Origin of the sequence: Corynebacterium pollutisoli, assembly GCF_900177745.1 — a bacterium.
GTDB classification, from domain to species: Bacteria; Actinomycetota; Actinomycetes; order Mycobacteriales; family Mycobacteriaceae; genus Corynebacterium; species Corynebacterium pollutisoli.
On record NZ_FXAR01000002.1, the window covers coordinates 119578 to 139688 of the forward strand.

Sequence of the window (20111 nt, forward strand, 5' to 3'; positions counted from 1 at the left end):
CCCTTGGTATCCATCGACACCTACAACGCCTGCGTCGACTTCCCCATCTTCGACGCCAAGTCGCGTTCCATGAAGAAGGCCTTCCTGTCCACCGCGGGCGGCGCGATCGGCCGCAACTCCGACAACACCGTCGTCGTCGAGGCGCTCAAGGACATCAACCTCCACCTGCGCGAGGGCGACCGCGTCGGCCTCGTCGGCCACAACGGTGCCGGCAAGTCCACCCTCCTGCGCCTTTTGTCCGGCATCTACGAACCCACCCGCGGCTCAGCCGACATCCGGGGCCGCGTCGCGCCGGTCTTCGACCTCGGCGTGGGCATGGACCCGGAGATCTCCGGCTACGAGAACATCATCATCCGCGGCCTCTTCCTCGGGCAGACCCGCAAGCAGATGAAAGCCAAGATCGACGAGATCGCCGAGTTCTCCGAGCTCGGCGAGTACCTCGACATGCCGCTGCGCACCTACTCCACCGGTATGCGCGTCCGCCTGGCCCTCGGTGTCGTCACGTCGATCGAGCCCGAGATCCTGCTTCTCGACGAAGGCATCGGCGCCGTCGACGCCGCCTTCATGGCCAAGGCCCGCGTCCGGCTGCAGGAGCTGGTCAAACGCTCCGGCATCCTCGTCTTCGCCTCGCACTCCAACGACTTCCTGGCGCAGCTGTGCAACACCGCCCTGTGGATCGACCACGGTCAGATCCGCTCCGCGGGGCTTGTCGACGAGGTCGTCGAGGACTACGAGGGCAAGGGCGCCGGCGACTACGTGCGCACCCTGCTCAAGCGCTTCGAGGCGGAGGAGTCCGGCTCCGGGCAGTCCTGAGGTAGATCATCGTGCAGTAGTGCGGTTTTCGCGCCTGCAAAATCTGACTACTGCACGGCGATCTACCTTTTCTCCCTCTATGCTGTGCCCCGAGGGGGGCTCATGGAGTTCGGGAATGATCAGATCGTGGATTCGGCCGCGCTGCGGGCGCGCGGGCTGAGCCAGAGGCAGATCGAGAGGTTGGTCCGCGCGGGCCGTCTGCACCGCGTGGAACCGGGGGTGTTCACCACCTCACCACCGGAGGGGAAGCTCCTGCTGCGGGCTCTCGTGCACCGACGCCCTGACCTGGTGTTCACGGGCCGCACCGCCCTGCAGCTGCGCCAGGGCGGGGCGATCACGCTGCCGGTCCAGGCGGTGACCTCCGTCGGCCGCTCGGGCCACTCGTCGGCGAAACTCTCCCTGGTCCGCCGCAGGGAGACCCGGCACGAGGAGGTCGCGGGCTTCCGGGTGACTCTGCGGGCGGTGTCGGTGGGGGACGCGGACGAGGTGACGGACGCGGAGCTCATCGCCTACCTGGAGGGGGAGTTCACGGGCCACCAGGGCAAGGAGGCCCTGGCGGCGGAGGTGGCGACGATGCTGCGGGTTCCGGCGCGGTTCCACAGGTTGGTGTCCGGGGCGGCGATCGGGGCGGACAGTGAGGCGGAGCGGGAGGTGGCGCGGGCGCTCATCGCGCGGGGTGTGGCCATCGAGCAGAACGTGTTCATCGAGCACTACTACTTCGACATCGTTCTGCCGGAGGCCGGGATCATCGTGGAGATCGACGGGTACCAGTTCCACAGCGCGGAGAGTCGGGAGTCCTTCGTGCAGGACCGGTGGAAGGCGAATCTGGCGACCCGGCGCGGTTACCGGGTGCTGCGCTACTCGGGCAGTTGTGTGCGGCATCATCTGGAGCCGGTGGTCGAGCAGATCGTCGCAACGGCGCAGGGGTCGTCCGTGCAGCTGGTCACGGAGCGTCTTCCGGTGTGGAAGTGGCACCACGTGTTCACCAGGGGGCCCGCATGGTGGGGTGGGGACTAGACTGACCGTCATGCCGACCACGATTCCCCATCTTGACCGCGCCGATTCTGTGGCGGCGGTGATCGTCACCCATAAGCGCGTGGAGTTGCTGCGCGCGTCGCTGGAGCAGGTGGTGGCGCAGTCGCACCCGGTGGAGTGGGTGATTGTGGTGGATAACGGGTGTGAGGCGAGCGTCGAGAAGCTGGTGTCGGAGCTGGCGGGTGACCGCGCGGTGTATCTGCCGAGTCGCACGAACCTGGGCGGGGCCGGCGGTTTCGCGTACGGCTTCCTCACGGCGTTGGCGCTGGGGGCGGAGGCGATCTGGTGTGCGGACGATGACGGTCGGCCGGCTGATGCCGACGTTCTGGCCACGCTTGTCGATGTCGCGGAGCGGCACCGTCTCCACGAGGTGTCCCCCGTCGTGTGCAACATCGACGATCCGGAGAAGCTGGCGTTCCCGCTGCGGCAGGGGCTGGTGTGGCGGCGACGGCGCGACGAACTGGAGGGGGAGGTCGTGGAGGGGATCGCGAGCCTGTTCAACGGGGCGCTCATCAAGGCCCGCGCGATGGAGATCATCGGCGTGCCGGACTACCGCCTGTTCATCCGCGGCGACGAGGTGGAGTACCACCGTCGCCTGGTGCGGTCCGGTCTGCGTTTCGGCACGGCGCTGACCACGGCGTACCTGCACCCGGACGGCTCGGACGAGTTCAAGCCGATCCTCGGCGGGAAGATGCACACGCAGTACCCGGACAACGCGTCCAAGCGGTACTTCACCTACCGCAACCGCGGCTACATCATGAGCCAGCCGGGCATGCGGAAGCTGCTGCCGCAGGAGTACGCGCGGTTCGGCTGGTTCTTCCTCGTGCAGGAGAAGGACCCGAAGGGCTTCCTTGAGTGGCTGCGGCTGCACCGCCAGGGGCGCAACGAGCGTTTCACCCGCCCCTAGCGGAAGATGAACACCCGCTGCACGATGAAGTTGATGACGGTGGCGGTGCCCTGCGCGATGACGAAGGCCACGACGATGGCCAGCGAATCGTTCCACTCCCAGCCGCTGAACAGGCGGTACAGGGCGGCGTGGAGTCCGACGTTGACGAAGTAGGTGATCGTGTACAGGGCCGCGACCATGAGGAAGCGGCGCGTGGAGGGGGCCGCCTGGAAGGTCCAGCGGCGGTTGATCAGGTACGCGGTGATCGTGCCGAAGATGAAGCCGACGGAGCGGGCCAGGACGGGCCCGGCACCGAAGAAGATCTGCAGGACCCAGGTGAGGCCGAGGTCGACGACGGCGGAGATCGCGCCGGAGATGATGAACTTACCGGCCTGCGTCTGGAGGCTTGAGCGAGTGGACACGAGGTACCACCCTACTCCGCGGCACCCCGCCCGAGGAGGCAACGGTAGATGTCGAGCCGGTCGACGGGGGACCGGGCGTGTTCGCCGTAACCGCCGACGTCGGCGAGCAGGGTGAGCGATTCGACGCACAGTTCGCGGACGCGCACGCCGGTGAGGGGGGTGCCGTCGTCATCCTCCCAGCCCAGGGCGGCCATGGTGGTCTCGAGGATGTGGTTGCCCAGGGCCTCGTCGCCCATGCAGGCCAGGGCGAGGGCGACGGACCAGAAGGCGTCGCGCGCGGGCGGTTGCTTCTCGACGGGCAGCCCCCGCAACAGCTCCGCCGTCCCGCGCGCCAGGTCGGGCTCGCGGGTGAGGTCGAGGGCCTGGAGGAGGGGCACGAAGTCGAAGATGCCGGAGCGGGTGATGATGTCGCGGACCTCGGGGTTCGTCGCCTCGAGCACGGTGCGGATGGTGGCGGTGCCGGTGAGCGCGGCGTTGATGTCGGCGAGGTCGAACTCCCGGTCGCCGAAGGCCCCGGACCCGCCGACGCACAGGGCACGGGGCGTGCCGGCGTCGCGCGGGTAGGACTCGACGGCCGTGATGGTCACGTCCCACAGACCGAAGTGGTAGCTGATGCGGTCGCCCTCACCGGCGAGGTGCTCGTGGATGGGGTCGGCGGCGTCGAGCCGCTCCTCCCGGTCGTCCGCGGTGGAGAAGTGCCACGGGGTGGCGCCGGGGCTCTCGCAGAACCCGAAACTGGTGCCGAGGATCTCGTGCAGGTCCGCCAGGTGAAGCGAGTCGTTGAGGCCGATGTGGCGGTGTACCTCGGCGTCGGCCCGCACGTTGGAGGCCTGGAGGATGACGGTGCGCGCCTGGCGTTGCCGCTGGGCACGCACGGCCGCCAGGTCGACGACCTGGCCTGCGTGGCCCGCACCGTTGTTGGACATGCCACCAGGGTAGCGATTTTCAGTCCGCCACCGGCAGCGGCAGCACCTGCGCGCCGTACTGTTCCTGCAGGTATTTCCGGGAGCGTCGCTGCGACTCGATGGTGTGCCACGCCTCGACGAGTTCCGCCGCAGCCGTCGCATACGCCCAGGCCAGACGTCCTTCCGGCGCACCGTGGTACGCCTCCGCGAGCTTCTCGACGTCCACCTCCCCCGGCTCCTCGAACCGCGGCAGGGTGAGCTGCGGGCTGGCCTCCTTCGCGGCTTTCGCCGCCGCCCTGTACTCCGCCAGCTGCGTCACGACGCCCCGTCGGATCTGCTCCAGACCGTCCGTCCCGGTGTGCACGACGTGCGCGTCGGCGGTGAGATCCACCAACCGCCCCGGGTCGACCTCCCCCGCGCCGAGCAGCCACGCGCCGGACAGGATGCCCGACGCCGACGGCGCGTCCGGGGAGGTCTGCACGTGCCACACGGCCGTGACCTCGTCCTGCTCATCGACGACCGCGATCACCCGGTGCGTCATGCCCGCGCCACCAGTCGACGGTGGGAGACCTCGGACACCGCGAAGACGACCGCCGCGGCGACCGCACCGATCCACGTGTTGGGGCGCCGGACGCCCTGCCTGCGCAGCCAGGCGGCGACGCGGCGCTGCACGGCGGCGTCGAGACGCACGAGCACCGCGATGACCAGCAGCGCCAGGAGGATGACCGTCCACGTCTGCGCGGCGGAGGCCGTCGAGAAATCCCCCGGCGGGGTGTCCGACCCCGGCCCCGGCACCGACCCGATGTCACCGATCGAGCGACGGAACTGGTCCATCACCACCCTCGGATCATTCCCCGGATCCTCGTCGAAGGAGTTGAGCACCGCCACCAACGCACCCCCGCCGAGGAGGATGCCTCCCGTGGCCAGCACCCGCAGCGGGCCGGAACGGATGTAATCCGGCAGCGCGATGGCATTCCCCACCAGTCCGGCCTGCGTGATCCGGCCAGCCAGCGTGTCATCGAGGGCGTAGAAATCGGTGTGGTCGGTCTTGTCGCTCATGCCTTAAACCCTAGTGTCTACGCTGGTGGCATGTTGTTCGGAAAAAAGAAGACCACCGGCGGCTCAGACAACTACGACGAGGAGCGCGACCTGCGCGAAGGCCGCTTCCTCGCCGCGGAGCAGACCAACCTGCCCCTCAACGACTTCATGACCCGCCTCATCGCGCAGGAACTCCCCATCCTCGACTCCCGCGAACGCACCGAGGTCTACCGCCTCCTCCGCGAATACGCTGCCGGCGGCGGCCCGGAGATCACCACGCAGGAGGACCTGCCGGCCGGGATCCGCGAGATCTTCGACCTGTAGCGGCCCCCGGGAATCGCAAAAACTCCCGTCGTGGCGAACCACGCGGGAGTTTTCTGCTTTCATCCCCTTACTTTGCTGCTCTGCTCATGGACAGAGCAGGCGTCGAGGGGAGAAGTCTAAGTCAGAGAGACTTAGAAGACGTTGATGACGTTAGTCAGCAGGATGTTGATCCAGTCGATGACGAGCTTACCGAGGCCGCCAACACCGGCGACGACGTCAGAGGAAACTCCGAAGAGGTTGTTGATCATTGTGATCTCCTTGATTCGTATTGGGGAGACACGATCCGGTTGGTCCGTGCCTGTGACACCAACAATCGCATGGATCCCGCCGCCCCTCAAGCCGTCCACCCGAAAACGGCATGCGAAAGTGGGCGCCCATGAGGCGGAAACTACATGAAAACCGAGGTCAGACGGCACGTTTTCACGCCTGACGGGCGCGCGGAAAAAATTTTTCCCGCCTCGCAAAACACCCCAATCCAGGGGTGATTTCCCGTCGAGAAGCGGCTTTCGCGTTGAGCGCTCGCCATGAGATCCGAGCCCTATACGGCAGATCCACTTCGTATGGGAAGTTGACCTCAAAGTAGCACCCCCTATCGTCGTCAGACAATAAGACGTTTCATCCTCTAGCAGATCCGCTACCCCCGGTTACCCCCACCACCCCCGCGTGGCGCTGCTCAGCTGGGATATTACACCGTTACATCCCCCTGCGAAACTCTACCCCCGTAACGAAATTGTCTGTCAGTTCCCTGGGACCGGGGAACACCCCGCGCTCGGCTGTCGGCTCATGTCCGGGGGCAGGGCTACGCTGGACGCAGATACCCAGATCTGTCGAAAGAAGAATTCGCGAAGATGGAACTCCAGACCACACCGACGTCCCTGACCGGCTGGGGCCGTACCGCCCCCTCGACGGCGCACGTCCTGGCGACGCCGGACGTCGAGAAGATCATTGAGGCGGTGGCCCGGGTCGCCGACGACAACGCCGACAAGCCCGCCCACCTGCGACGCGGCGTCATCGCCCGCGGCATGGGCCGCTCCTACGGCGATCCGGCGCAGAACGGCGGCGGGCTGGTCGTCGACATGCAGCCGCTCAACAAGATCCACTCCATCGACCCCGACTCGGCCATCGTCGACGTCGACGGCGGTGTCACCCTCGACCAGCTGATGAAGGCCGCCCTCCCCTACGGCCTGTGGGTCCCGGTCCTGCCGGGCACCCGCCAGGTCACCATCGGCGGTGCCATCGGCCCGGACATCCACGGCAAGAACCACCACTCCGCCGGCTCCTTCGGTGACCACGTCGCCTCCATGGAACTGCTCGTCGCCGACGGCCGTGTCCTCCACCTCGAGCCGGAGGGCTCCGCCGACGATCCGGACGGCACCCTGTTCTGGGCGACCGTCGGCGGCATGGGCCTGACCGGCATCATCCTCCGCGCGCGCATCCGCATGACCCGGACGGAGACCGCCTACTTCATCGCGGACGGCGACCTCACCCAGAACCTCGACGAGACCGTGGAGTTCCACTCCGACGGCTCGGAACACAACTTCACCTACTCCTCCGCCTGGTTCGACGCGATCAGCCCGGAGCCGAAGCTGGGCCGCGCCGCCATCTCCCGTGGCTCCCTGGCCACCCTCGACCAGCTCAAGGAGCTGGCCCCGAAGCTGGCGAAGGATCCGCTGAAGTTCAATGCCCCGCAGCTGGTGACGGTGCCGGACATCTTCCCGTCCTTCACCATGAACAAGTTCTCCATGATCGCCATCGGTGAGCTGTGGTGGCTGAAGTCGGGCACCTACAAGAACCAGGTGCAGAACCTCACGCAGTTCTATCAGCCGCTCGATCTCATCGGCGAGTGGAACCGCGGTTACGGCAAGAACGGTTTCCTGCAGTACCAGTTCGTCGTGCCGACGGAGGCCGTGGAGCCGTTCAAGGAGATCATCCGCGACATCCAGCGCTCGGGCCACTACTCCGCGCTCAACGTGTTCAAGCTCTTCGGCCCGGGCAACCGCGCCCCGCTGTCGTACCCGATGCCGGGCTGGAACGTGTGCGTCGACTTCCCCATCAAGAAGGGCCTCAACGAATTCCTCGACGACCTCGACCGGCGCGTCATGGAGTTCGGCGGCCGTCTCTACCTGGCGAAGGAGTCCCGCACCTCCGCGGAGAACTTCCACCGGATGTACCCCGGCATGGAGGGGTGGCTGAAGACCCGCAACGAGATCGACCCCACCGGCGTCTTCGCATCCGACATGTCCCGCCGCCTCGAACTGAACTAACAGGAGAAAACACCAGATGCTCAACGCAGTGGGCCAGGCCCAGAACATTCTGCTGCTCGGCGGCACCTCGGAGATCGGACTCGGCATCGTCGCCGAGTTCCTGGACCGCGGTCCCGCCCGCGTCATCCTCGCCGCCCGCGAGGATTCCCCGCGTATCGACGCTGCCGTGGAGCAGGTCCGCGCCGCCGGCGCCTCGTCTGTCGAGGTCATCGACTTCGACGCCACCGACTTCGCCTCGCACCCGGACGTCATCGACCTGGCCTTCGCCGACGGTGACGTGGACGTGGCGATCGTCGCCTTCGGCACCCTCGGCGACCAGGAGGCCCTGTGGCAGGACCAGGCCGCGGCCGTCGAGTCCGCCCAGATCAACTACACCGGCCCCGTGTCCGTGGGTGTGCTGCTCGGCCAGCGCTTCAAGGAGCAGGGCCACGGCACCATCGTCGCCCTGTCGTCGGTGGCGGGTATGCGCGTGCGCCGCTCCAACTTCGTCTACGGCGCCTCCAAGGCCGGCCTCGACGGTTTCTACACCCAGCTCGGTGAGGCCCTGCGCGACAGCGGCGCGAAGGTGCTCGTCGTCCGCCCGGGCCAGGTGCGCACGAAGATGTCCGCCGGAGTGAAGGAGGCCCCGCTCACCGTCGACATCAAGCAGGTCGCGGAGGCCACCGTCGACGGTGTCATCAAGGGCCGCGACATCATCTTCGTCCACCCGGCGTTCGAGGCCGTGTCGGCCGTGTTCAACGTGATCCCGCGTCAGATCTTCCGCAGGCTACCCTTTTAGGCATGTCGACAGCGAGCACCGCGACCCCTCCCGCCCCGGGGACCACCTCGGACACCGTCACCGAGGACTACACCTCTGACCTCCCCACCAGGCGGAACACCCTGCTGGGGATGGCCGCCGCCCTGGTCGGCGGCGCGGTGCTCACCCTGGCCGCCTGGTTCGTCCTCCGGCTGACCAGCTGGCCCGCTTTCAACACGTCGAACATGACGTACGCGCTGTCCACGGCGGTCACCATCGTGACGCTGGTGGCGGTCGGCGGGCTGTGCCTCGCCTGGCTTCTCGACGAGCAGGGGGCGGCGCGACGTCGAGAAGCAGGGGGCGACCCGACGATCCGGCGCCCGCGGTGGCGGGTGATCCTCACCTACCTCGTGGCGTACCTGTCGCCGGCGGCGCTGGTCATCTCGACGACCGCGATCCCCCTGTCCGCGACGCGCCTCTACCTCGACGGCGTGCACATCGACCAGGGGTTCCGCACCCAGTTCCTCACCCGGATGGCCACCACCTGGGCCAACCAGGACATGAACTACATCGACCTGCCCACCTACTACCCGCTGGGCTGGTTCTGGATGGGTGGGCGTCTCGCCGAGCTCCTCGGCATCCCCGGGTGGGAGGTGTACCAGCCGTGGGCGCTCGTCTCCCTGGCCGGCGTCGCCTGCCTCCTCGTGCCCGTGTGGCAGCGGCTGACCGGGTCCCTGCCGGTCGCGGTGGGTGTCGCGCTGGTGACCACGTGCATCATGCTGGTCATGGCCCCCGAGGAGCCCTACGGTGCGATCGCCGCCATGGGTGCCCCGGCCGCCACAGTCATCGCCGGGCGGGCGCTGCGGGGCAGGTGGTTCGCCATCATCGGGGCCACCGTCTTCCTCGGTGTCTCCGCCTCCCTGTACACCCTGTACACCGGTGTGGTGGCGCTGTCGGTGGTGGCGATCGGCACGGTCTTCGCCATCCTCTACTACCGCACCATCCGCCCCGTCGTGCGCCTGGCGGTCGTGGGCTTCGGCTCTCTCGCCATCGCGGCGGTCGTGTGGGGGCCGTACGTGTGGCTCACCCTCACCGGGCACCCGTCCGACGGCTCCGCCGCCCCCAACTACCTGCCGGTCGACGGTGCGCAGCTGCCCGTCCCCTTCCTCTCCCTCTCCGTGGTGGGCATCCTCTGCCTCCTCGGCCTCATCTGGCTGGTCGTGCGCGCCTCCGACTACGACGCCCGCAGCATGGGCATCGGCCTCATCGGCTTCTACCTGTGGTCCATCGCCTCGATGGTGGCCACCCTCGCCGGCACCACGCTCCTCGGCTTCCGCGTGGACACCCTCATCGTGCTGCAGATGGCCACCGCCGGTGTCCTGGCCATCGCGGAGCTGCGCCTCCTCGGCCTCGACGCCCTCTACCCGGAGCAGCTCAGCGCCCGGGCCCGCCGCTCGGTGACCATCCTCATGGTCCTCATCCTCTGCGGTGCCGGCCTCGTGTACGCGCAGCAGATCCCGGTGCAGAACCAGCGCGCCATCGACCGCGCCTACTCCGACACCGACGGTTACGGCGAGCGCGCCGACCGTTTCGCCGCCGACGCCGGCCGCTACTACCCGCGGATCGACGAGGAGATCCGCTCCCACGGCCACGATCCGCTGGACACCATCGTCCTCACCGACGAGATCAACTTCATGTCCTATCACCCGTACTTCGGGTTCCAGGCCTTCACCAGCCACTACGCCAACCCGCTGGGTGAGTTCACCGCCCGCAACGAGGCCATCGAGGGCTGGGCGGTGGATTCCTGGGAGTCCACCCCGGAGGAGTTCCTCGCGGATCTCGACGGCACCCCGTGGCGCGGCCCGGACGTGTTCATCCTGCGCGGCACCGTCGACGGCCCGGTGGGAGATGCCACCGACGCCGGCTGGAAGTCCCACCTCGCGGAGGACATCTACCCGAACAATCCGAACGTGCGCTACCGCGGCATCTTCTTCAATCCGGAGGTCTTCGCGGAGGATCTGTGGCATATCACCCAGATCGGGCCCTTTGTGGTGGCAAGCCGGGTAAAGGACGGCGTCTGACGTAGACTCCACTTCTGTGTCTGCTACTGCCGTGTCCCACCGAGAGCCTGCTCCCGCTACCTCAGTAGCGCCCGGGTGGCTGAAGAACGTCGCGATCATCTCGGGCCTGTTGGGCTTCGTGCTGTTCGTGCTCACCCCGTTCCTCCCGGTCAATCAGACCCAGTCCTCGTTCTCGTGGCCGCAGGGCGACAGCCTCACCTCGGTGAACGCGCCGCTGGTGTCCTACGCCCCGGAGCGGCTCGACATCGAGCTCCCGGTGGAGGAGTCCCTCGCCGCGCTGCGTGAGGGGCAGTCGCTCATCCTCTCGACGCTGCCGTCGGATTCCACAGACGCCACCTCGCGTGGCCTGTTCATCCGTTCGTGGGACGGTGGCATCGACGTCGTCGTCCGCAACGAGGTGCCGCTCGAGCTGACGGAGGCGGAGGTACAGAGGCTGCCCGACGACGCGGTGCTCACCATCACCTCCACCGAGGAGGAGACCGTCGCCGAGATCCCCGGCACCGGACACGAGGGGACCATCGACGACGAGGACGTGCGCCCGCAGGTCACCGGCATCTACACGGAGCTCGACGGCGACGTGGCAGCGCTTGTCGACGCCGGACTCGCGGCGGACGTCGAGATCAACTCCCGCTTCACCTCGGCCCCCTCGTTCATCAAGTACGTCGCCATGTTCGGCGGCCTCGCCTCCCTGCTGGTGGCCCTGTGGGCGCTGCACCGCATGGACCGTCTCGACGGCCGCTCCACCCGCCGTTTCCTGCCCGCCGGCTGGTGGCGGCCCCGCCCGCTCGACGGCGTGGTCGGCACGATCCTGCTGTTCTGGCACATCTTCGGCGCCAACACCTCGGACGACGGCTTCATCCTCACCATGGCGCGCGTCTCCGACGGGGCGGACTACACGGCCAACTACTACCGCTGGTTCGGCGTCCCGGAGTCCCCCTTCGGATCCCCGTACTACGACCTGCTGGCCCTCATGACGCAGGTGTCCACCGCCTCGGTGTGGATGCGCCTGCCCGCCCTGCTGTCGGGCATCATCATCTGGCTGGTGCTCTCCCGGGAGATCCTGCCCCGCCTCGGCGCGAAGATCGCCGGCCGCCAGGTCGCGCACTGGACCGCCGCCATGGTGTTCCTCGCCTTCTGGCTGCCCTACAACAACGGCATCCGCCCGGAGCCGATCATCGCCATGGGCGCGGTGCTCACCTGGGCCTCCTTCGAGCGCGCCATCGCCACCTCCCGCCTGCTGCCCGCGGCCGTCGGCGTCATCCTGGCCACCATCTCCCTCGGCGCCGGACCGACCGGCCTCATGGCCGTCTCCGCGCTGCTCGCCTCCCTGTCGAGCCTCATCCGCATCCTCTACCGCCGCCTGCCGCTGCTCGGTGCCGGGCGGGGACCGAACGGGGAGCGGGCGTCGAGAAGCAGCATCATCACCGCGGTGACCGCGATGCTGGCCCCCTTCCTGGCGGCGGGCACCGCCATCCTCATCGGTGTCTTCGGCGACCAGACGCTGGCGTCGGTGCTCGAGGCGATCCGCGTGCGCTCCGCCAAGGGCCCGGCCCTCAACTGGTACGACGAGTGGGTCCGCTACCAGACGCTCATGGAGCAGACCGTCGACGGTTCGCTCACCCGCCGCTTCGCGGTGCTCATGATGTTCTTCTGCCTGGCGATCGTCATCGCGGCGATCCTGCGCAACGGGCGCGTGCCGGGGGCCGCGAAGGATCCGTCGCTGCGCCTCATCCTCATCATCTTCGGCACCATGTTCTTCATGATGTTCACGCCGACGAAGTGGACCCACCACTTCGGCGTGTACGCCGGTATCGCCGGTGCCCTGGCCGCGCTGGCCGCCGTCGCGCTGTCCGCGCTGGCGATGCGCTCCGCCCGCGCCCGCACCCTCATGATCGGTGCCGTGCTGTTCATCACCGCGATCTCGCTGGCCGGCATCAACGGCTGGTGGTACATCTCCAGCTACGGCATCCCGTGGTTCGACAAGACGGTCCAGTACAACGCCGTCGAGTCCTCCACGATCATGCTGTTCATCGCCCTGGCCGTGCTGTTCATCGGCGTGCTGCAGTCCTTCCTCGGGGAGATCCGCACCGCCCGCGCCGAGACCCACGGTGGACACGCCGAACTCGAGGCCGCCGAGGCCGCGAAGCGCGGTCGCTGGGCCGGGGTCGCGGCCGCCCCCATCGCGGTGGCCTGTGCCCTCATCATCCTGTTCTCCATCGCGTCCTTCGCCAAGGCCTTCGTCAGCCAGGCCCCCGCCTACACTGTCGGCATGGGCAACCTGCGCTCGCTGGCCGGTAACACGTGCAGCCTGGCCAACGACGCCATGGTGGAGACCAACTCCAACGACTCCTTCCTCACCCCCGTCGGCGGCGTCCCCCTGGGCGAGTCCCTCGAGTCCGAGGACAACCGCGGTTTCGCCGCCAACAACGTCCCGCCGACCATCAACCAGGACAGCGTGTCCACCGCGTCGGTCGGCGCCATCGCCGACAGCGACAACTCCGGCGGTTCCGACGAGGCCACCGGCCAGGAGACCGGCAACACCGGCGGCACCCGCGCCGAGGTCGGCGTCAACGGCTCTCGCGCCCGCCTGCCCTTCAACCTCGACTACACCTCCGTCCCGGTCGTTGGCTCCTGGACCGCGGGCACCCAGTACCCGGCCAGCATCACCACCTCCTGGTACGAGCTTCCCGACGCCACCGAAGACGCCCCACTCCTCGTCGTCTCCGCCGCCGGCCGCATCGAGCACCACGACATCAACGGCGTGCTCCACAATGGCCAGGAACTGCTCCTCGAGTACGGCACCCGCGGCGCCGACGGCCGCGTGAGCAACGTCGAGGAGATCGAGATGCTCGACATCGGCCCGCTGCCGTCCTGGCGCAACCTGCGCCTGCCGCTCGACGCCCTGCCGGAGGAGGCCAACGTGGTGCGCATCGTCGCCACCGACCTCAGCCTCGATCCCGACCAGTGGATCGCGTTCACCCCGCCGCGTGTGCCCACCCTCGACTCCCTCGACAACGTCGTCGGCTCCGAGCGCCCGGGCCTGCTCGACTGGTCCGTCGCCCTGCAGTTCCCCTGCCAACGCACCTTCGACCACTACGCCGGCGTCGCCGAGATCCCCGAGTTCCGCATCTCGCCGGACCACCCGGGCAAGGCCACGCTGACCCCGTTCCAGGACTACGACGGCGGCGGCGTCATGGGCACCGCCGAGGCGGTCAACTCCTCCTACGAGCTGCCCAGCTACACCCGCAACGACTGGCACCGCGACTGGGGATCCATCGAGATCTACGAGCTGCGGGAGAACTCCGTCGGTGAGGCCCCGGCGGTCGCGGAGATCGACCATGAGGTCATCCAGCGCTCCGGCTGGTGGAAGCCCTCGGAAATGAATATCTCGACGAACTAGCGCAGCATCGCTTAAGGCCCCGGAACCACTGGTTTCCGGGGCCGTGGCGTGTACCGGGGGCCGGTTTGGCGATATCGCCGTACGGCCCCGGGCCCGGGCGAGGGCCTGTGACCGAAGACACGGACCTAAGACCGTACGGGTGTACGACGATATGGCCACCACCCGCCCGAAGGCCCCGGCCCCCACGCTCCCTACACGCTCAGCGGGCGGTCCTGCGGGGCGACGGCGACGGGCAGGGCCGTCTCACCCATGAGGTCGGCGTCGACAGCGGCCGCCGCGGCGCGCCCCTCGGCGATGGCCCACACGATGAGCGACTGGCCACGCCCGTTGTCCCCGGCGACGTAGACACCCGGGACGGTGGAGCGGTAGGCGTCGTCACGGACGATGCGGCCGCGCTCGTCGACGTCGACGCCCAGCTCGGCGTGGAGGCCGTCGCGCTCCACCCCGGAGAACCCGAGGGCGATGAGGACGAGGTCGGCGTCGATCTCGAAGTCGGTGCCGCGCATGGGCACGCGGCGCCCGTCGACGACCTTGACCTCGTTGCCGTGGATGGTGCTCACGGCCCCGTCCTCCCCGGAGAAGGAGACGGTGTTGACGGAGAAGCGACGCTCGGAGGTCTCCACGTACTCGCCCTCCTCGTGGGCGGTGGCCAGGCGCCAGACCAGCGGGTACATGGGCCACGGCGTGGAGGCGGCGCGCATCTTCGGGGCGCGGGGGCGGATGTCGAACTGCGTGACACTCGCCGCTCCCTGACGCATGGCGGTGCCGAAGCAGTCGGTGCCGGTGTCGCCGCCGCCGATGATGACGACCTTCTTGCCCCGCGCGTCGATCGCGCGCGCATCGGACTCCGCGCCGTGCAGGTACTCCATGGCCTGGTGGATGCCCGACAGCTCACGTCCGGGGACGGGCAGCTCACGGGCGACGGGGGTGCCGGTGGCCAGGACGGTGGCGTCGAAAAGCGCCAGGTCCGCGGCGGAGGGGGACACGCCGCACTCGAAGCGGGTGCCCTCGGCGCGCATCTGCTCGAGGCGGCGGTCGAGGAAGCGGTCCTCGAGTTTGTACTCGGGGACGCCGTAGCGCATGAGGCCGCCGGGGGCGTCGTCGCGCTCGAAGACGGTGACCTCGTGCCCGGCGCGGGTGAGCTGCTGCGCGGCGGCCAGGCCGGCGGGCCCGGAGCCGACGACGGCGACGCGCATGCCCGTGCTGAACGACGGCCTGACGGGCTCGGCCCAGCCCTGCGCGAAACCGTGCTCGGCGATGGCGACCTCGACGTCCTTGATGGCCACGGCGTCGTCGTTGATGGCGAGCACGCAGGCACCCTCGCAGGGGGCGGGGCAGACGCGACCGGTGAATTCGGGGAAGTTGTTGGTGGCGTGGAGGCGGTCCCACGCCTCGCGCCAGCGGCCCTGGCGGACGAGGTCGTTCCACTCGGGGATGATGTTGCCCAGCGGGCAGCCGGAGTGGCAGAACGGCACGCCGCAGTCCATGCAGCGGGCGGCCTGCTGCGTGACGTCGCCGAGTTCGGTGACCTCGTTCCAGTCCAGCAGGCGCAGCGGGACGGGGCGGTGCGGGAGTTCGGTGCGGGGGTACTTCTGGAAGCCGTGCGGGTCAGCCATGGTGGGCAACCTCCTTCTGCTGGGTGAGTGCGCGCTTGTAGTCGCGGGGCATGATCTTGACCAGGTCACGGGCCTGCCAGGGGGTGGTGGACCCGGTGAGGCGGCGGTGCCGGTCGATGGTCTCCTCGAGGAAGGCGAGGTCCTCCGCGGAGAGCTTCTCGACGTCGACGAGGCCCGGGTTCACCTTCCGGTCGAGGTCGCCCACGGGGGCGAGGTAGGCGATGCCGCCGGACATGCCGGCGCCGAAGTTGTCGCCGACCTCGCCGAGGACGACGACCCGGCCGCCGGTCATGTATTCGCAGCCGTGGTTGCCGATGCCCTCGACAACGGCCACCGCACCGGAGTTGCGGACGCAGAAGCGCTCGCCGACGGCACCCCGGATGTGGATCTCCCCGGAGGTGGCGCCGAAGCCGATGACGTTGCCGGCGATGATGTCGGGCTGGTCGCCGGTGAGCTGCGGCGGGGCCTCCGGGTGGGGGCTGAGGATGATGCGGCCGCCGGACAGGCCCTTGCCCAGGAAGTCGTTGGCGTCGCCGACGAGGTTGAGGGTGAGGCCCGCCGGGATGAAGGCACCGGCGGAGTTGCCGGCGGAGCCGGTGAGGGTGACGCGGACGGTGTCGGCGGGCAGGCCCGCCCGCCCGGCGGCGCGGGTGATGCGGGAGCCGGTGAGGGTGCCGACGGTGCGGTCGATGTTGGTGATCGGGTAGCTCAGGTCGATGTGCTTCGCGACGCCCCGGGCGGCGGCCTCGATGGTCTCCTCGGCGTCGAAGAGGATGCGCTCGTCGAGGACGCCGCGCAGTCCGGTGTCCTGGGTGGTGGTCTGGCGCGGGGTGCCGGCGGGCATGTCGAGGACGGGGCTGAGGTCGAGCTGGGCGGCGCGCGGGTGGGCGGTGACGAACTCCTCGTCGGTGCGCTGGCGCAGGAGGTGGGCCTGGCCGATGGCCTCGTCGAGGGTGCGGAAGCCCAGCTCGGCGAGGTATTCGCGGACCTCCTCGGCGAGGAAGGTGAAGAAGTTGACCACGTGCTCGGCACGGCCGGTGTACTTCGCGCGCAGGTCCGGGTTCTGGGTGGCGATGCCGACGGGGCAGGTGTCGAGATGGCAGACGCGCATCATGATGCAGCCCTCGACGACGAGCGGGGCGGTGGCGAAGCCGAACTCCTCCGCGCCGAGCAGGGCGGCGACGATGACGTCGCGGCCGGTCTTGAGCTGGCCGTCGCATTGCACGCGGACGCGGTCGCGCAGGCCGTTGAGCAGCAGGGTCTGCTGGGTCTCGGCGAGGCCGAGCTCCCACGGGCCACCGGCGTGCTTGAGGCTGGTGAGCGGGGAGGCGCCGGTGCCGCCGTCGTGCCCGGAGATGAGGATGACGTCGGAGTGGGCCTTGGCCACGCCGGCCGCGACGGTGCCCACGCCCTGCTCGGCGACGAGCTTGACGTGGATGCGGGCGTCCGGGTTGGCGTTGCGCAGGTCGAAGATGAGCTGGGCGAGGTCCTCGATGGAGTAGATGTCGTGGTGCGGCGGCGGGGAGATGAGCCCGACGTGCGGGGTGGTGATGCGCACCTCGGCGATCCACGGGTACACCTTCTCCGGGGGCAGCTGGCCGCCCTCGCCGGGCTTGGCGCCCTGGGCCATCTTGATCTGGATGTCGGTGCAGTTGTTGAGGTAGTGGCTGGTCACGCCGAAGCGACCCGATGCGACCTGCTTGATGGCGGAGCGCCTCCAGTCGCCGCTCCGGTCGCGGTCGAAGCGGGCCGGGTCCTCGCCACCCTCACCGGAGTTGGACATGGCGCCGAGGCGGTTCATGGCGATGGCCAGCGTCTCGTGGGCCTCGGCGGAGATGGAGCCGTAGGACATGGCGCCCGTCGAGAAGCGGGCGACGATGGAGGAGACGGGCTCGACCTCGTCGAGCGGGACCGGCGGGCGGTCGGAGGCGAACTCGAGCATGCCGCGCAGGGTGGCCAGGCGGGTGGACTGGTCGTCGACGGCGCGGGTGTAGTCGCGGAAGATCGCGTACTGGCCGGTGCGGGTGGCGTGCTGGAGCTTGAAGATGGTCTCCGGGTTGAACAGGTGGTACTCGCCCTCGCGGCGCCACTTGTACTCGCCGCCGAGGTCGAGGTCGCGGTGGGCGAGCTCCTCGGGGCGCGGGAGGAAGGCGGAGCGGTGGCGGGCGGCGACGTCGGCGGCGAGCTCGTCGAGGCCGACACCCGCGATGGGTGAGGGGAGGCCGCCGAAGTGGGCGTCGAGAAGCTCCTGGGACAGGCCGGTGACGTCGGCGAGCTGGGCGCCGCGGTAGGAGGCGACGGTGGCGATGCCCATCTTGGACATGACCTTGAGCACGCCGGAGGTGGCGGCGGTGACGTAGTTGGTGCAGGCCTCGTCGAGGGTGAGGTCGCCGAGCTGGCCGACCATGCGCAGCTCGTCGATGGTCTCGAAGGCCATGTACGGGTTGACGGCGTCGGCACCGAAGGCGACGAGCATGGCCAGGTGGTGGACCTCGCGGGCGTCGCCGGACTCGATGATGAGCGAGCAGCGGGTGCGGGTGCGCTCGGTGACCAGGTGCTGGTGGACGGCCGAGGTGAGCAGCAGGGACGGGATGGGGGCGAAGCGCTCGTCGGACTCGCGGTCGGAGAGGACGATGAGGGAGGCCCCGCCGGCGATGGCGTTGTCCACCTCGCGGAGGACGCGGTCGATGGCCTCGCGCATGCCGAAGCCGTGGTGGGCGACGGGGTAGAGGCCGGAGATGACGGCGGCGTGGAAGGAGGACCACTCGCCGTGGTCGTCGGCGTGGATGAGAGTGGCCAGGTCGTGGTTGTCCAGGACGGGGCCGTCGATGCGGATGCGGCGGGCGGCCTCCGGGCCGGGGTGGAGCACATCCGACTGGGCGCCGAGGAGGGTGTCCATGGAGGTGACGGGCTTCTCGCGGATGGCGTCGAGCGGCGGATTGGTCACCTGGGCGAAGCGCTGCGAGAAGAAGTCGTAGAGCATCCGCGGGCGCTGGGAGAGGGCGGCGATGGGGGTGTCGGAACCCATCGAGCCGAGGGCCTCGGCGGAGTGGAGGGCCATCGGGGCGATGATGAGCTCGACGTCCTCCTCGGTGATGCCGAAGACGCGCTGGCGCAGGACCGCGCGCTCGTGCGGCATGTATTCGTAGCGGGTCTGCGGCAGGTCGGCCAGCGGCACGAAGTTCTCGGCGATCCACGTGCGGTAGTCGGCGGTGGCGGCGAGGCGGGCCTTGATCTCCTCGTCGGGGATGATGCGCCCGGCGGCGGTGTCGACGAGGAACATGCGGCCCGGCTCGACGCGGGTGCGCTTGACCACGTCCTTCGGCTCGACGGGGACGACGCCGGCCTCGGAGGCCATGATGACGGTGTCGTCGGAGGTGACCCAGATGCGTCCCGGCCGCAGGCCGTTGCGGTCGAGGACGGCGCCGACGAGCTGGCCGTCGGTGAAGGCGACAGCGGCCGGGCCGTCCCAGGGCTCCATGAGGCAGGAGTGGTACTCGTAGAAGTCGCGCAGCTCGGGGTCGATGGTGGGGTTGTGCTCCCAGGCCTGCGGGATCATCATGGCGACGGCGTGCGGCAGGGAGTAGCCGCCGAGGTGGAGGAGCTCGAGGGCCTCGTCGAAACGCGCGGTGTCGGAGGCGCCGGGGGTGCACACCGGCAGGATGCGCTCGAGGGGGCCGAGGGCCTCCGAGTTGATGAGGGCCTCGCGGGCGCGCATCCAGTTCTCGTTACCGGTGACGGTGTTGATCTCACCGTTGTGGGCGACCAGCCGGTAGGGGTGCGCCAGCGGCCACGACGGGAATGTGTTGGTGGAGAAGCGCGAGTGCACCAGGGCGATGGCCGAGGTGAGGCGGCGGTCGGCGAGGTCGAGGTAGAAGCGCCCGAGCTGCGGGGTGGTGAGCATACCCTTGTACACGATGGTGCGTGCCGACAGGGACGGGAAGTAGACGGTGTTCTCGCCGTGCTTGGTGCCCAGTTCGCGCTCGCAGCGCTTGCGCACGAAGAACATGACGCGGTCGAGCTCGAGGCCCGACTTCCCCTCCGCGACGAGGAAGGGCTGGTGGAAACGCGGCATGGCCTCGCGGGCGGCGGTGCCCAGGCCGCGGGGGTCGACGGGCACCTCGCGCCAGCCGAGGACCTCGGCGCCCTCCTCGCGGGCGATGTCCTCGATCTCGCGGCGGGCGTCGAGAAGGTCCATGCGGCGGGTGGGCAGGAAGGCGATGCCGGTGGCGTAGTGGCCGGCGGCGGGCAGCTCGAAGCCGACGACCTCGCGGTAAAAGGCGTCGGGGATCTGGAGGAGCATGCCGGTGCCGTCACCGGTGTCCGGGTCGGCTCCGGCGGCGCCGCGGTGGTCGATGTTGGCCAGGATCTTCAGGCCCCGGTCCACGATGCTTCGCGACGCCCGCCCGTGCAGGTCCGCGACGAAGCCGACGCCGCAGGCGTCATGCTCGTGGGCGGGGTCGTAGAGCCCCCGGCGGGTGGGCGTGCGCGTGGGTGTGGTGGGTGCCATGGTGCCTCCTCGCTCTTTCTGTCTGTCGATCTACAGAAAACACCGAGAAAGCCTGTCGCGCAATAGGTAACAGCGCGAGTG

At 69.1% G+C, this 20111-nt stretch carries 14 protein-coding genes; 8 read left to right on the top strand and 6 right to left on the bottom strand.

The window, feature by feature from the left end; all coding sequences use genetic code 11:
- The first annotated feature begins 3 nt into the window (after positions 1 to 3).
- From wzt to glfT1, 3 genes are all read left to right on the top strand, one after another.
- Entirely contained in the window at positions 4 to 813 is an 810-nt protein-coding gene (wzt, locus tag B9Y70_RS03885) for a galactan export ABC transporter ATP-binding subunit Wzt/RfbE (protein ID WP_085548947.1), read from the top strand.
- A gap of 102 nt (positions 814 to 915) precedes the next feature.
- Positions 916 to 1830 (top strand): type IV toxin-antitoxin system AbiEi family antitoxin domain-containing protein, encoded by a 915-nt coding sequence (locus B9Y70_RS03890; RefSeq protein WP_085548948.1) that lies wholly within the window; start codon positions 916 to 918, stop codon positions 1828 to 1830.
- A gap of 10 nt (positions 1831 to 1840) precedes the next feature.
- Positions 1841 to 2755 carry a galactofuranosyltransferase GlfT1 gene (gene glfT1, locus B9Y70_RS03895; RefSeq protein WP_085548949.1) on the top strand — a complete coding sequence of 305 codons (915 nt, stop codon included), beginning with the start codon at positions 1841 to 1843 and terminating at the stop codon, positions 2753 to 2755.
- Here the strand turns inward: glfT1 and B9Y70_RS03900 are convergent.
- Genes B9Y70_RS03900 through B9Y70_RS03915 form a run of 4 tightly spaced genes read right to left on the bottom strand, consistent with a single transcriptional unit; the run spans position 2752 to position 5120 of the window.
- Positions 2752 to 3156, bottom strand: a complete 405-nt coding sequence (locus B9Y70_RS03900) for a GtrA family protein (RefSeq protein ID WP_205410408.1) — start codon at positions 3154 to 3156, stop codon at positions 2752 to 2754. The two genes, glfT1 and B9Y70_RS03900, sit on opposite strands and share 4 nt — an antisense overlap.
- Positions 3157 to 3167: 11 nt before the next feature.
- Positions 3168 to 4082 carry a plasmid pRiA4b ORF-3 family protein gene (locus B9Y70_RS03905; protein WP_085548951.1) on the bottom strand — a complete coding sequence of 305 codons (915 nt, stop codon included), beginning with the start codon at positions 4080 to 4082 and terminating at the stop codon, positions 3168 to 3170.
- Between the two features lie 19 nt (positions 4083 to 4101).
- Complete coding sequence (locus B9Y70_RS03910) at positions 4102 to 4602, bottom strand: hypothetical protein (protein ID WP_143337506.1); 501 nt, start codon at positions 4600 to 4602, stop codon at positions 4102 to 4104.
- The gene (locus B9Y70_RS03915; protein ID WP_085548953.1) at positions 4599 to 5120 is read right to left on the bottom strand and encodes a hypothetical protein; all 522 of its coding nucleotides are present in this window, start codon (positions 5118 to 5120) and stop codon (positions 4599 to 4601) included. Before B9Y70_RS03915 ends, B9Y70_RS03910 begins: the two co-directional genes overlap by 4 nt.
- Before the next feature lie 30 nt (positions 5121 to 5150).
- Between B9Y70_RS03915 and B9Y70_RS03920 the strand changes: the two genes are divergently transcribed.
- The 5 genes from B9Y70_RS03920 to B9Y70_RS03940 all read left to right on the top strand — a co-directional run bounded on the left by B9Y70_RS03920 (position 5151) and on the right by B9Y70_RS03940 (position 13904).
- Positions 5151 to 5423: a hypothetical protein gene (locus B9Y70_RS03920; RefSeq protein ID WP_085548954.1), complete on the top strand. Its 273-nt coding sequence runs from the start codon at positions 5151 to 5153 to the stop codon at positions 5421 to 5423.
- A gap of 848 nt (positions 5424 to 6271) precedes the next feature.
- Positions 6272 to 7687 carry a decaprenylphosphoryl-beta-D-ribose oxidase gene (locus B9Y70_RS03925; protein WP_085548955.1) on the top strand — a complete coding sequence of 472 codons (1416 nt, stop codon included), beginning with the start codon at positions 6272 to 6274 and terminating at the stop codon, positions 7685 to 7687.
- A gap of 16 nt (positions 7688 to 7703) precedes the next feature.
- Positions 7704 to 8465: a decaprenylphospho-beta-D-erythro-pentofuranosid-2-ulose 2-reductase gene (locus B9Y70_RS03930; protein ID WP_085548956.1), complete on the top strand. Its 762-nt coding sequence runs from the start codon at positions 7704 to 7706 to the stop codon at positions 8463 to 8465.
- Positions 8466 to 8467: 2 nt separating this feature from the next.
- Positions 8468 to 10504: a galactan 5-O-arabinofuranosyltransferase gene (locus B9Y70_RS03935; protein ID WP_085548957.1), complete on the top strand. Its 2037-nt coding sequence runs from the start codon at positions 8468 to 8470 to the stop codon at positions 10502 to 10504.
- Between the two features lie 16 nt (positions 10505 to 10520).
- Positions 10521 to 13904 carry an arabinosyltransferase domain-containing protein gene (locus tag B9Y70_RS03940; RefSeq protein WP_143337507.1) on the top strand — a complete coding sequence of 1128 codons (3384 nt, stop codon included), beginning with the start codon at positions 10521 to 10523 and terminating at the stop codon, positions 13902 to 13904.
- Between the two features lie 191 nt (positions 13905 to 14095).
- Here the strand turns inward: B9Y70_RS03940 and B9Y70_RS03945 are convergent, their stop codons facing one another.
- Both B9Y70_RS03945 and gltB read right to left on the bottom strand, forming a co-directional pair.
- The gene (locus B9Y70_RS03945) at positions 14096 to 15520 is read right to left on the bottom strand and encodes a glutamate synthase subunit beta (protein ID WP_085548959.1); all 1425 of its coding nucleotides are present in this window, start codon (positions 15518 to 15520) and stop codon (positions 14096 to 14098) included.
- Positions 15513 to 20030, bottom strand: coding sequence for a glutamate synthase large subunit (gene gltB / locus B9Y70_RS03950; protein ID WP_085548960.1), 4518 nt, complete (start codon positions 20028 to 20030; stop codon positions 15513 to 15515). Before gltB ends, B9Y70_RS03945 begins: the two co-directional genes overlap by 8 nt.
- Positions 20031 to 20111: the final 81 nt, after the last annotated feature.